Raw genomic sequence first — 12,811 nt, 5'->3', positions numbered from 1 at the left:
TTATGCCATACGGCGCTTGGACAACGTGAAGCTGAACACCAGGGCGAGGATGAGGACCGCGCCCTCGACGACGTCCTGCGTGTAGTACGGCAGCCCCTTGATGGTGAGGCCCGTGGTGATGATGCCGATCAGCACCGCGCCGAGGGCCGTGCCCCAGACGTTCGGACGGCCCCGGCCCAGGACCGAGGTGCCGACCAGGGCCACGGCAACCGCCTCCAGGAGCTGGGAGGTTCCGGCACTCACGTCGCCCTGGCCGATCCGGGACGCCAGGATCAGGCCGCCGATGGAGGCGAGGACGCCGGAGAGGACGTAGGCGAGCGCCCGGTACGCGCCGACCCGGATGCCGGCCAGGCGCGACGCCTCAGGGTTGGCGCCGATCGCGTAGAGGACGCGGCCCCAGCGGGTGCGGGCGAGGAACACCCAGGCGGCGACGGTCAGTCCACCGAAGATGAGGACCGAGATGGGGATGCCGAGGACGGTGCCGCGGTCGATCTTCAGGAACCCGGCGGTGAACTTGCCGGGCGCGGTCGAGCCGTCGTCCAGCGTCATGCCCGGGGTGATCGACTGGCCGTCCACCAGGATGAGCTTGCCGCCCTGGATCACGAACATGGTGCCGAGGGTGGCGAGCATGTCGGGGATCTTCAGTACGACGATCAGCAGCGCGTTGAGCAGGCCCGCGAGGGCGCCCGCCGCGAGGACCGCGATGATCGCGACCGCGCCGACCTGGTTCTGGACGACCATCGTCTGGGCGGCGACCGAGACGCCGAGGCCCGCGACAGCGCCGACGGACATGTCCATCCCGCCCACGGCCATGGTGAGGGTGACGCCGAGTCCCAGGATCGCGGCCACGGAGACGTAGCGCAGGGTGTCGAGGAGGGTCGCCGACTCGCGGAAGGAGCCCTCGCTCAGCGCGAAGTACAGGAAGAGCGCGACCGTGACGAAGATGAAGCCGTACTTGATGACGGCGTTCTGGACGCGTACGGAGGTCGTCGGGGCCGGTGCCTTCGCGGGTGCGCTCTCGAGGGTGGTGGTCATGGGGATTCCTTCAACGGCGGCGGCTGTGGCGGGCGGTGGGCGTCACACCGACGCCGAGATGGTCTGGATGACGCGGTCGCGCTCCGCGTCCTCGCCGTACGCGTCGAGGTGGATCTCCCCCGCGGCGAGCACGACGACCCGGTCGGCGATCTCGAGGATCTCGTCGACGTCGGCGGACAGCACGAGCACGGCGGCGCCCTCGGCGGCCAGCGCGCGGGCCCGGCGGCCGATGTCGCGTCGGGCGCCGATGTCCACCCCCCGGAACGGCTCGTCCAGGATGAGGACACGAGGGGTCTCGGCGAGCCAGCGCCCGACGACGACCTTCTGCTGGTTGCCGCCGGACAGCTCCTCGACGGCGCTGTGCTCGTCGCGGGTGACCACACCGAGGGCGTCGACGGTCTCGCGGCCCAACGCGTCCTCCCTGGCCGTGTTGACCAGCCCGAACCGGGACAGCGACTTCAGGAACGGCAGGGAGATGTTCTGCGCGAGGGACCAGCCGGGGACGAGGGCGTCGGCGTGCCGGTCCTCGGGGACGAGGTGGATGCCGCCGCGGATCGCGTCGGAGGGCCGCTTCGGCGCGTACGGCCTGCCGTCCAGTTCGACGGCACCGCTCGCGAAGGGCTCCGCGCCGAACAGGCCGCGGGCGAGTTCGGTCTTGCCGGCGCCCAACAGGCCCACGACGCCCGTGACTTCGCCCGTGCGCAGGTCCAGGTCGAGAGGGGCGCGGCCTTCGAAGAGCCGTACGCCCCTGAGCGACAGGATCACTTCACCGGTCCCCTCACCGGGAGCGACCGGCCGGGCCGTGGTGGCCTCCTGCGCCTGGGCCAGCATCGCGCGCAACGCGCTGTCCCAGTCGAAGGGCTTGGCCTGGTCCTCGGTGAGCAGGCCGTCCCGCAGGACGACCAGCCGGTCGGAGAGCGCGTCGATCTCGCCGAGGCGGTGGGAGACGTAGAGGACGGCGATGCCCTCGTCGCGCATCCGCTCGACGAGGGCGAAGAGACGCTCGGCCTCGGCGGCGGACAGGGCCGAGGTCGGCTCGTCGAGGATGAGCAGGCGCGGGCGGGTGGCCAGGGCGCGGGCGAGGATCAGCAACTGGCGGTCGGAGATGCCGAGTTCGGTGACATCCCGCTTGAGGACGGCGTCGCTCCAGCCGAGGTCCAGGCCCGCCTGGATCTCGCGGGCGCGTTCAAGGACCCTGCGCCCGTTCAGGAACGGGTTGCCGCGCGCCTGCGCCAGCTCCTCGAAGACCAGGTTCTCGGCGACCGAGAGCCCCGGCACGATGCCCTCGCCGATCCGCTGGTGCACGGTCTGGATGCCCAACTGGCGGGCGGCGAGCGGCGACTGGAGAGCCGCGGGCTCCCCGGCGACCCGCACCTGCCCCCCGTGACCGGTGTGCACGCCGGACAGGATCTTGATCAGCGTGGACTTGCCGGCGCCGTTCGCGCCGAGCAGCGCGACCACGCTGCCCGGCGCGATGTCGAGGGTCACGGAGGCGAGCACGGTCTTGCCGCCGAACGCCATGCTGACGTCGGTGAGACTGACAGCTGCCTTTGCATGGCTGATGTCAGTGGGCGACATTCGTGATCCAGTCCGCGGTCGACACCTGCGACAGGTTCAGCGCGGGCAGCGCCGCCCGCAGCTGGTCCATGTTCTCGATCTTCTTCTCCCGCAGGAAGTCCTGCGTGATGGCGACGGCCGGGAACTCCACGGAGGTCTTGTTCAGCTGACCGGCCAGCTCCAGGGCGGTCGTCCGCACGACGGCCGCGCCGACCGCGGACGGGTCGGTGCCCGCCGTGGCGACCCAGGGGCTGTCCGCGGCGGTCATCTGCTGGATGTCGGCGTTGGAGACGTCCGCGCCGAAGACCTTCACCTTGTCCTGGAGCTTCTTGTTCTGGACGGCGAGGACCGTGCCCTTGGCGAGCTCGTCGTAGGGGGCGAAGATGCCGGTCACGTCGGAGTGCTGGGTGAGCGCGGCGGAGACCAGGGGAACGTTGTCGGTGGCGGTGGAGTCGGTGACCTTGCCGACCTTGAACTGCTGCTTCCAGCCCTGCGCGGCGAGTTCCTTCGCCCACACGGTGTTCCGCTTGTCGAGGGCCGCGTAGCCGGCGACGTTGACGTAGCCGACCTTCGCGTCCTTGCCGAGGTCCTTGGCCATCACGTCGAGGACGGCCTGCGCCATGCTGGCGTCGTCCTGCTCGGTGGAGACGACACCCTTGGTGGACGTCTCGACGTCGTAGACGACGACCTTGATGCCCTTCTTCACCGCCTGGTCGATCTCCGGCTGGATCGTCGCCGGGAAGCCGTGGTCGATGATGATCGCCTTGGCGCCGGAGTTGATCGCCGAGGACAGGTCGGTGGCCTGCTTGGCGTTGTCGGCCTGGGCGTCGTACACCGTCAGGTCGATGCCGAGGGCCTTGGCCTGGGCCTTGGCGCCGTTGCCCCACTGCTCGAAGTAGTCACCGGCGCCGCTCTGGCGGACCAGGGCCACCTTGACCGCGCCCGCGCTGAAGGGGGCGGGCTTCTTGCCGGTGGCGGCCGAGGCGGAGGCGGCGGTGTCGCCGGTGTTCTTCGAGGCGTCCGTGGACTGCGAGCAGCCGGAGAGCACGAGGGCCGAGACGGACGCCAGTGACAGCGCGGCGAGGGGCAGACGGGTGCGGGACATGTACGGCTCCAGGTGCGGGAGAGAGAAGACAGAGGGGTGCGTGTCCCGGAGCGGGCAGAAGAAGGGCGCCACCGACGTCGGAGGGTCGGGGCGCGCGGGGGCTCCGGGGAGGGTCAGCGACAGCTGGCGGTGGTCGTCCGGAGCAGGTCCACGTACAGCCGACGCACGAGAAGCAGCGTCTTCATACGCAGATCATGAGAACGATTTCAGCCACACGTCAAATGTTTTGGAACCGCTTTCTCAGCAGGTGAGACAACGACTACGTCACACCCGGCCCAGGTCACGACGCCGGTTACCATCACAAGACCGGCACCCGACCCGGCACAGTGAGGCCCCCATGACGACAGCTGGCGCGAAAGCGACGCGTATGCCCCGCGTACGCCGCTGTCCCGGCGCGCTGTGTCGCGGCTGACGCACCGCCCCGCCTCGCTCCTTCTTCCCTCCCCGCCCGTCCGGTGCTTGTCTCGGTATCCGGACGTTCCTTCCAGACTCCTGGAGTTGTTCCCATGACGCTGCTGACGACCTGGTCCGAGTCCGGCCCCGAGACCCTGGTCCGCCGCACCTCCGACCCCGCCGAGATCGCCGAGGCCCTCAAGCCGCTCGGTGTGCGCTACGAGCAGTGGCCGATCCGCGAGGACGTCCCCTTCGACGCCGACAGCGAGACCGTCTTCGCCGCCTATGGCCCGGAGATCGAGAAGCTGAACGCCGAGGAGGGCTTCACCACCGTCGACGTCCTCGGTCTGCACCCCAGCGACGACCCGGAGTTCCCCGCGAAGGCCAAGGCGGCCCGCGAGAAGTTCCTCCAGGAGCACACCCACGACGACGATGACGAGGTCCGCTTCTTCGTCTCCGGCTCGGGCATCTTCTATCTGCACGTGAACGGCGAGGTGCACGCGGTCTTCTGCGAGAAGGGCGACCTGCTGGGCGTGCCGCGCGGCACCACGCACTGGTTCGACATGGGCACCAACCCGTCCTTCACCGCGATCCGCTTCTTCCACGAGGAGGACGGCTGGATCGGCAACTTCACCGGCTCCACGATCGCCTCCCGCTTCCCGGACTACGACACCATCGCCGCCGGGTACCACGCGTGAGCCTGTACTACGAGGTCGACGCCGTGGTGCTCGACATCGAGGGCACCACGAGCGCCACGGGGTTCGTCGTCGACGTGCTGTACCCGTACTCGCGCTCGCGCTTCGCCGCGCTGCTCACCGAGCGGGCCGACGAGCCCGAGGTGGCGCGCGCGATCGCGCAGGTGCGTGCGGAGACCGGCGCCCCGGACGCCGACGCGTCCGCCATCGAGAAGACACTGAACGGATGGCTCGACGAGGACCGCAAGGCGACCCCGCTGAAGACCCTCCAGGGGATCATCTGGTCCGAGGGCTTCGCGCGCGGCGACCTCGTCTCGCACTTCTACGACGACGTCGTACCGCGGTTGCGCGCCTGGCACTCGGCGGGCCTCGGGCTGTACGTCTACTCGTCCGGGTCGGTGGCCGCGCAGCGGGCGTGGTTCACCAACAGCCCGGAGGGCGACCTGACTTCACTGGTCTCCGGGCTCTACGACACCGAGAACGCCGGGCCCAAGCAGGAGCCGGAGTCGTACCGCCGGATCGCCGCGGCGACCGGTATCGCGCCGGACCGTCTGCTGTTCCTCTCGGACCGGCCCGGCGAGCTGGACGCGGCCCGCGCGGCCGGCTGGCACGCGGTCGGGATCCGGCGGCCAGGGGAGCCGTACTTCGAGCAAGGCGTCGGCGACCACGCTGCGGCGGGGACGTTCGACGAGATCACCGTTTCTAGGAGCACCACGTGACCGCCGACGTCAGCGCACTCGACCTGGAAGAGGCGGGGGCGGTCCTGGCCGCCGAGTCCGCCCGTTTCGCCTCCTTCGGCTGGATGCGGGGGACCTCCGGGAACCTCTCCGTCGTCCTCTCGCGTGAGCCGCTGCTGCTCGCCGTCACCGCGAGCGGGCACGACAAGGGTGAACTGACGCCCGCGGACGTCGTGTTGGTCGACGGCCAGGGGGCGGCCGTGCAGGGCGGCAAGCCGTCCGCCGAGGCCGAGCTGCACGCGCGGGTGGCCGCGCTCACCGGGGCCGGTGCCGTGGTCCACGTGCACACCGTCGCCTCGGTGGCGATGGGCAAGCGGGAGCCGGGCGGGATCGTCTTCAAGGACATCGAGATGCTCAAGGGCGTCGGCCAGCCCGCGCACGACGTCGAGGTGACGCTGCCGGTCATCGCCAACAGCCAGGACATGAAGGTGCTGGGGGACCGGCTGGAGGAGGCGCGGAACCCCCGGATGCCGGCCGTGGTCGTGGCCGGGCACGGGCTGTACGTGTGGGGCGCCGATCCGCGGCAGGCCCGGCACCACACCGAAGTGGTGGAGTGGCTCCTGGAGTTGGAGCTGTCGCAGCGCTGACGGATCTGTCGCCGCGCTGACGCGTTGAAAGGGACCCCTTCGTGCGAGGGGGTCCCTTCTTCTGTCGCGGGCCGCTACTTCAGCCGGTCGCCCGGGAGTTCGCCGGCCGACACCTCCAGCACCCCCCGCTCCGTCACCAGCCCCGTCACCAGTCGGCCGGGGGTGACGTCGAACGCCGGGTTGTGCCCGCGCGACTCGGCCGGAGCCGTCCGTATTCCGCCCCACTCCAACACCTCGGCCTCGCCGCGGAGTTCGATGTGGATGTCGTCGCCGGTCTTCGTCGACAGGTCGACCGTGGTGGTGGGAGCGGCCACCAGGAACGGGATCCCCGCGTCGGCGCAGGCGAGCGCCACGCCCACCGTGCCCACCTTGTTGGCGGTGTCGCCGTTCGCCGCGATGCGGTCCGCCCCCACGATCGCCGCGTCGACCTCGCCGCGCAGGATCGTGCCCGCGGCGGCGCCGTCCGCCTGGACGTAGTGCGGGATGCCCTCCTGGACCAACTCCCAGGCCGTGAGCCGGGATCCCTGGAGCAGGGGGCGCGTCTCGTCGGCGTAGACGACCTCCAGCAGTCCGCGCGCGTGGAGTTCACGGATGACGCCGAGCGCGGTGCCCCACCCGGCGGTCGCCAGCGCGCCCGTGTTGCAGTGGGTCAGAATCCTCAACGGCCTTTCCAGGCTCACCTTTTCGAGCAGCCAGTCGGCGCCGAAGCCGCCCATCGCGCGGTTGGCCTCGACGTCCTCGCGCTGGACCGCGGCGGCCTCCTCCAGCACCGCGTCGAGCCCCTCGTCGAAGCGGGTCATGACCCGGTCCACGCACACCATGAGGTTGACCGCGGTGGGGCGGGCCTCGCGGACCCGGGCGACGGCGGCGCGCACCTCGGCCTCCGTCCAGCCCTCCCGCTCCCCCTCGATCAGCGCGAGGGCGACGCCATAGGCCCCTGCCGCGCCGATCGCGGGCGCGCCGCGCACCACGAGGCGCTGGATCGCGTCGACCAGGGTGTCCACATCGCGGACATGCATCGTCTCGGTGCGGTGCGGGAGCAGCGTCTGGTCGATGAGCGCGAGGCCGCTTCCGGTCCAGTCGACAGCACGCAGTTCCTGGGACATATCGGGACACTCCTGATGTTCCGGTGGTGTCCGGCCACGGTACATGACCTGCGGGAACCAAAGTTCGAGACAGTCGAGCAGGTGTCCGGAAACGGATGGTACTGTCCGGCGATCAGTCCGCAGACCGAGACGAAGGAGGACGCACGTGCTGCTGACCAAGCGCCGTTTCCTCGACTTCGGCCGGTGTGCCGGCGACGGCTGTCGACGCTGAGCCTTCCCCCACGCCCGTCGCGCCTCTCACCCTCACCCGCTCACCGCCGAGCCGGGTCTTCGCCGTACCCCGGAAGGTCACCGATGTCCCGTAGAAACCGCCGTTCCCTGCAAGTCGCCGCCGCCACCGCGCTCCTGGTCACCGCCGCCACGGCCTGCAACGCCGCCGCCAAGAACGACACCGCCTCCGACTCCGCGAGCGGCGGCAGCGGCAAGACGTTCACGCTGGTCACCCCCGACGCCGTAGGACAGAACGAGTTCCTGAAGCTCGCGGTCAGCGGCATCAAGGACGCGGCGAAGCAGCACGACGGGACGCAGAAGGTCTACGAGTCCACGGACACCGCCTCCCAGCAGCAGAACGTGCAAGCTGCGGTGGACGCCAAGCCGGACGTCATCGTGCTGGTCGGCTTCGAGTTCGCCGACCTCGTCGCCCAGCAGGCGCAGAAGAACCCGAACCAGCAGTTCCTGATCATCGACGCGTGCACGACGAAGACGTTCAAGAACGTCAGCTGCGCGGTCTTCCGCGAGCATGAGGGCGTCTACCTCGCGGGCGCCGAGGCGGGCCTGCTCTCCAAGTCCGGCAAGGTCGGCGCGGTCGACGTCCTCGACACGCCCCAGTTCCGCCGCTACAGCGACCCGTTCGCGGCCGGTGCCAAGAAGGTCGCGCCGAAGACCGCCACGGGCACCCGCTTCGTCGGCGGCCAGTCCCCGTTCGACGACTCGGCCCGCGCCAAGGAGCAGGCGAACACCCTGCTCTCGCAGGGCTACGACCAGATCATGGCGGCCGCGGCGGCCGGCAACTACGGCGTCTTCGAGGCCGCGAAGGCCAAGGGCGCGTTCGCGTACGGCGTCGACGTCAACCAGTGCCCCTCGGCGCCCGGCACGGTCGTCGACAACGTGATCAAGCGCACGGACGTCGCCGTGGAGAAGGGCATCGAGTCGGTGCTGTCCGGCACGACGGGCACGACCGTGTCGTACGGCCTGAAGGAGGGCGGCATCAGCCTGACCGGCCTGGAGGCCGGCGTCGACTCCTCGAAGTGCGTGATCGCCGACCACAAGGACGTCCTGGCGAAGGTGAAGGAACTGCGCGACCAGATCGTCGCCGGGAAGCTGACGGTCGATGACCCCGCCGCGAGCTGAGCCCACGCCCTCCGCCAAGCCCAAGTCCGCCGTCGAGCTCCGGGGAATCACCAAGCGGTTCCCCGGCACGCTCGCCAACGACTCGGTCGACCTGACCGTCCGCCGGGGCGAGATCCACGCGCTGATGGGCGAGAACGGCGCGGGCAAGTCCACGCTCATGTCGGTCCTGTACGGCATGGAGAGCCCGGATGCCGGGACGATCCGTATCGACGGGCGGGACGCCTCCTTCGGCAGCCCGTCCGACGCGATGGCCGCCGGGCTCGGCATGGTCCACCAGAGCTTCAAGCTGTTCGACTCGCTGACGGTCGCCGAGAACGTCGTCTACGCCGCCGAGCCGCGCCGCTTCGGCCTGGTGGACCGGGCCGCGGCCCGCCGCCGGGTACGCGAGCTGGCCGAGGAGCACGGGCTGGCCGTGGACCCGGACGCGCGCGTGGGCGACCTTCCCGTCGGCCTGCGCCAGCGCGTGGAGATCCTGAAGCTGCTGCACCGCGGCGCCCGCACGCTGATCCTCGACGAACCGACCGCGGTACTCACGCCCTCCGAGGCCGACGCCCTCTTCGCGGTGCTCAAGTCCCTTGCCGCACAGGGCCGTACGGTGATCCTCGTCACGCACAAACTGCGCGAGGTGCTGGAGGGCAGCGACCATGTCACCGTCCTGCGGGACGGGCGGGTCGTGGCGCGTCTGGTCACCGCCGAGACCTCCGCCGACGAGATCGCCGCCGCGATGACCGGCCGCGCGGTCGAGTTGGACCGCGTCCACGCGGCCGGGACACCGGGTGACGTGGTGCTGGACGTGTCCGGTCTCGCCACCTCTGGCGTGCACGAGGCCCAACTCACCGTCCGCGCGGGCGAGATCGTCGGCATCGCGGGCGTCGCGGGCAACGGGCAGAGCGAGTTGGTCGAGGCTCTCGCCGGACTGCGGCCCGTGACGGCCGGGCGCGTGACCCTCCAGGGCGACGACATCACCCACGCCTCGGCCACCGAACGCCGCCTCAAGGGGCTGGCGTACGTCCCCGAGGACCGGCACGCGGTGGGTACGGCCCCTGCCGCGTCCGTCGCCGACAACCTCGCGATGGGACACCACCGTACGTCCCTCTCGCACCGCGGCCTGCTGCCGCCGGCGTCCGTCCGGGCGCACGCCCGGCGGCTGATCGAGCGGTTCGGCATCAAGGCGTCCGCTCCCGAGGTGCTCGCGAGCGCCCTCTCCGGCGGCAACCTCCAGAAGCTGCTGATCGGCCGCGAACTCGCCCATGACGCCCCGCTGTTGCTCGTCGAGCAGCCCACCCGCGGGGTCGACATCGGCGCCATCCAGAACATCCACGACCAGCTGATCGCCTATCGCGACGCCGGTCACGCGGTCCTGCTCGTCTCGGCCGAGCTGAGCGAGATCCGGGGGCTCGCGGACCGGGTCCTGGTGATGTACGAGGGCCGCATCACGGCGTCGTACGCCAAGTCCGCAGCGGACGAACGGACGTTGGGGCTCGCGATGGCGGGCGGCACGAGCGAGCGAGTGGAAGCCGCCGACTGACATGAACCCTTCTCTTGAACGCATAGGGGGCGCCCTGCGCTCCCCCGTCACCTTCTCCGTGCTCGCGGGCGTCCTCATCGGCGCGCTCTTCCTCGTCGGCACCGGCGCGGACCCGATCACGGCCTACCAGGCGGTCCTGACCGGCTCGTTGGGCGCCGACGGCATCGGCTCCACGCTCTCCACCGGCACCAGTGTGCTCGGTATGGCGCTCGCGCTGGCGATCCCGCTGCGCGCCGGGCTGATCAACCTCGGCGGCGACGGACAGATGGTGCTCGGCGGGATCACCGCGGCCGTCACCGGCCTGTACTCACCACTGCCCGCGCCCCTGACCGTCGTTCTCGCGCTGCTCGCGGGCATGGCGGCAGGCGCCCTCTACGCCGCCCTGGCCGCCCTCTGCGAGAACCACCTGGGCGTTCCGCTCCTGGTCAGCAGCCTGCTGCTGAGCTACCCGGCGGTCTCGCTCGCCTCCTACCTGGCCCGCTACCCGCTCAAGGAACCCGGCTCCAGCCTCCCGCAGACCCGGGCGATGCCCGACGGAGTGGCACTGCCCGCGTTCGGCGACTCGACGGTGACGGTCGGGCTGCTGCTCGTCGTTCTCGCAGCGGCCGCCTACTGGTTCACCGACAAGCGGACCGCGTTCGGGTACGAGATCCGCATGACGGGCCTCAACTCCCGTTTCTCCGCGTACGCCGGTGTCGAACGCCGGGGCCTGACACTGAAGTTGATGTCGATCTCCGGAGCCCTCGCCGGACTCGTGGGCGCCATCGGGGTGTTGAGCTTCCCCTACCGCTTCGTCGACGGCTCGCTCACCGCACCGGGCTACACCTGGACGGGACTTACGGCCGCGCTGCTGGCGACCGCGGCCCCGCTCGGCACGGTCGTCTCGTCGTTCTTCTTCGCCGTCCTCCAGGTCGGCGGACTCGCGATGGAGCGCACGACGGAGGTGCCGCGCGAGCTGACGCAGGTGCTCCAGGCGATCGTGATCGTGTTCCTGGCGGCCCGACTGCGGTTCCCCGGCTTCCCCGGACGCCGGCTCAACCGCCGTAAGGAGGCGGTGTGATGTTCTTCGACTCCGATCTGCTGGTGTCGGCGCTGCGCGCCCTCACCCCGATCCTGCTGGCCGCGCTCGGCGGCGCGATCTGCGAACGGGCCGGCGTGTTCAACATCGGCCTCGAAGGCATGATGCTGATGGGCTGCTTCACGTCGGTCGCGACCAGCTGGTTCACCGGCAGCGCCTGGCTCGGCGTCCTGGCGGCGGCCCTCGCGGCGGCCGCCTACTCGCTGATCCTGGCCGTGGGCGCGGTAACTCTGCGCGGAGACGCGGTAGTTCTGGGCGTGGCCATGAACCTCCTCGCCGTCGGCCTCACCGGCTTCCTGTTGCGTACGGTCTTCGGTGTGCAGGGCACCTTCGACGATCCGACGCTGGCCGGGCTGCCGTTGGTCGGCGGCTTCACCCCGCTCACCTATCTGTCGTGGCTCGCGGTCGCGGTGGCCGCAGTGCTGCTCTCCCGGCATGTGTGGGGGCTCAGGCTGCGCGGGGTCGGCGAGGCCCCGGACGCGGCGGCGACGCTCGGGGTGAGCCCGGCCAGGTACAAGTACGGGGCGATCCTGCTCTCGGGCGTCCTGTGCGGGCTCGCCGGGGCCCAACTCGCCCTCGGCAACGTCACGTTGTTCACCGAGAACATGACGGCCGGGCGCGGCTGGATCGCCGTCGTCGCGGTCATGCTCGGCCGCGCGGCACCCGTCGGCGTGCTGCTGGCCGCGCTGCTGTTCGGTCTCGCCGAGGCGGCAGGCTTCCGGCTCCAGGGACTCGGCCTGCCCCAGCAGGCGACCGACGCCGCGCCCTACGTCGTCACGCTCGGCGCCCTCTTCCTCACGACGGCCCGCCGTCGTCGGCGTACCCCTACTCCTTCCGGAGCCGCCTCATGACCCAGGACCAGCAGCAGGACCTGCTGCCCGTCACCCGCATACCCCGCACCGGGCTCCCGCCGCGCGCGGTCGTCGTCGGCGACCCGGCGCGCGCGGCGGCCGTCGCCGCCCTGCTGGACGGTGCCGAGGAGGTGTCGTACCACCGCGAATACCGTGTGTTCAGCGGGAGTTGGAAGGGCGTGCCGGTGACCGTCGCCTCGCACGGGGTGGGCGGTCCGGGCGCGATCCTGCTGTTCCAGGAGCTGGCGGACGCGGGGGTGCGCACGATCCTGCGGTTCGGTACGGCGGGCGCGATGAAGCCCGGGATCGGCGACGGCGATCTCGTGATCGCGGAGGCGGCCGTACGCGACGACGGGGTGACCCAGCAGCTGCTGCCGCCGGAGTACCCGGCGGTGTCCGCCCCCGAGGCGGTCCTCGCGCTGCAGCGGGCGGCCCGTGCGGAAGGGGCCCCGCACCACCGCGGGATCGTGTGGACACGGGCGGCCTTCCAGCCGGGCCTGCTGCCGCTCTTCTCCTACGACGGCGCCGGGCTCGCGGCGATCGAGATGGAGCTGTCCGCGCTGCTGGTGACGGCCTCGCTGCGGGGGCTCGTCGCGGGCGGCGTGCTCGTCGTGGACGGGGCGAACGCGGACGAGCTGGTGGACGACGAGGGCACCAGCGTGTACGACCCGCATCGGGACGTCGTCGCGGCCGGGGTGGAGCGGGGTGCGGTGGTGTCGCTGGAGGCGCTGCGGCTGCTGGCGGAGGAGCGTGACGGGTGTCAACATGGGGACGCGCTGTGAACGCCGA

Annotated in this window: 12 protein-coding genes; 8 read left to right on the top strand and 4 right to left on the bottom strand. The window is 71.0% G+C overall.

The window, feature by feature from the left end:
- From ABZ896_RS27590 to ABZ896_RS27580, 3 genes are read right to left on the bottom strand one after another with little or no spacing between them, the layout of a single operon-like run.
- Positions 1–1,035 (bottom strand): ABC transporter permease, encoded by a 1,035-nt coding sequence (locus tag ABZ896_RS27590; protein WP_360934612.1) that lies wholly within the window; start codon positions 1,033–1,035, stop codon positions 1–3.
- A 42-nt stretch (positions 1,036–1,077) separates the two neighbouring features.
- A complete protein-coding gene (locus ABZ896_RS27585) occupies positions 1,078–2,613 on the bottom strand; it encodes a sugar ABC transporter ATP-binding protein (RefSeq protein WP_360934609.1) in 1,536 nt (511 codons plus the stop codon).
- Positions 2,600–3,697, bottom strand: a complete 1,098-nt coding sequence (locus ABZ896_RS27580) for a substrate-binding domain-containing protein (RefSeq protein WP_360934606.1) — start codon at positions 3,695–3,697, stop codon at positions 2,600–2,602. Before ABZ896_RS27580 ends, ABZ896_RS27585 begins: the two co-directional genes overlap by 14 nt.
- A 506-nt stretch (positions 3,698–4,203) precedes the next feature.
- On the opposite strand from ABZ896_RS27580, the gene ABZ896_RS27575 reads away from it, so the two are divergent.
- The 3 genes from ABZ896_RS27575 to mtnB are packed head-to-tail and all read left to right on the top strand — an operon-like array spanning position 4,204 to position 6,109.
- Positions 4,204–4,788 (top strand): cupin, encoded by a 585-nt coding sequence (locus ABZ896_RS27575; protein WP_360934603.1) that lies wholly within the window; start codon positions 4,204–4,206, stop codon positions 4,786–4,788.
- Complete coding sequence (mtnC, locus tag ABZ896_RS27570; protein ID WP_360934600.1) at positions 4,785–5,504, top strand: acireductone synthase; 720 nt, start codon at positions 4,785–4,787, stop codon at positions 5,502–5,504. The genes ABZ896_RS27575 and mtnC overlap by 4 nt, the downstream gene beginning before the upstream one ends.
- Positions 5,501–6,109, top strand: coding sequence for a methylthioribulose 1-phosphate dehydratase (gene mtnB, locus ABZ896_RS27565; RefSeq protein ID WP_360934597.1), 609 nt, complete (start codon positions 5,501–5,503; stop codon positions 6,107–6,109). The genes mtnC and mtnB overlap by 4 nt, the downstream gene beginning before the upstream one ends.
- A gap of 74 nt (positions 6,110–6,183) precedes the next feature.
- Here mtnB and mtnA read toward each other — a convergent pair whose 3' ends face one another.
- Positions 6,184–7,215 carry an S-methyl-5-thioribose-1-phosphate isomerase gene (gene mtnA, locus ABZ896_RS27560; RefSeq protein ID WP_360934594.1) on the bottom strand — a complete coding sequence of 344 codons (1,032 nt, stop codon included), beginning with the start codon at positions 7,213–7,215 and terminating at the stop codon, positions 6,184–6,186.
- 294 nt (positions 7,216–7,509) lie between these two features.
- Here mtnA and ABZ896_RS27555 point away from each other — a divergent pair, with 294 nt between their 5' ends.
- From ABZ896_RS27555 to ABZ896_RS27535, 5 genes are read left to right on the top strand one after another with little or no spacing between them, the layout of a single operon-like run.
- Positions 7,510–8,565 (top strand): BMP family ABC transporter substrate-binding protein, encoded by a 1,056-nt coding sequence (locus ABZ896_RS27555; RefSeq protein WP_360934591.1) that lies wholly within the window; start codon positions 7,510–7,512, stop codon positions 8,563–8,565.
- On the top strand, positions 8,546–10,093 hold the full coding sequence (locus tag ABZ896_RS27550; RefSeq protein WP_360934588.1) for an ABC transporter ATP-binding protein: 1,548 nt from the start codon (positions 8,546–8,548) through the stop codon (positions 10,091–10,093). The genes ABZ896_RS27555 and ABZ896_RS27550 overlap by 20 nt, the downstream gene beginning before the upstream one ends.
- 1 nt (position 10,094) lies before the next feature.
- On the top strand, positions 10,095–11,153 hold the full coding sequence (locus tag ABZ896_RS27545) for an ABC transporter permease (protein WP_360934585.1): 1,059 nt from the start codon (positions 10,095–10,097) through the stop codon (positions 11,151–11,153).
- Positions 11,153–12,022, top strand: coding sequence for an ABC transporter permease (locus ABZ896_RS27540; protein ID WP_360934583.1), 870 nt, complete (start codon positions 11,153–11,155; stop codon positions 12,020–12,022). The genes ABZ896_RS27545 and ABZ896_RS27540 overlap by 1 nt, the downstream gene beginning before the upstream one ends.
- Entirely contained in the window at positions 12,019–12,804 is a 786-nt protein-coding gene (locus tag ABZ896_RS27535; RefSeq protein WP_360934580.1) for a nucleoside phosphorylase, read from the top strand. Before ABZ896_RS27540 ends, ABZ896_RS27535 begins: the two co-directional genes overlap by 4 nt.
- The last annotated feature ends 7 nt before the right edge of the window (positions 12,805–12,811 follow it).

The sequence above is a fragment of the Streptomyces sp. NPDC047072 genome (assembly GCF_040643855.1).
Lineage (GTDB): Bacteria > Actinomycetota > Actinomycetes > Streptomycetales > Streptomycetaceae > Streptomyces.
Note: the sequence above shows the minus strand (reverse complement) of the source record. Positions and strands in the feature narration are given on the sequence as shown.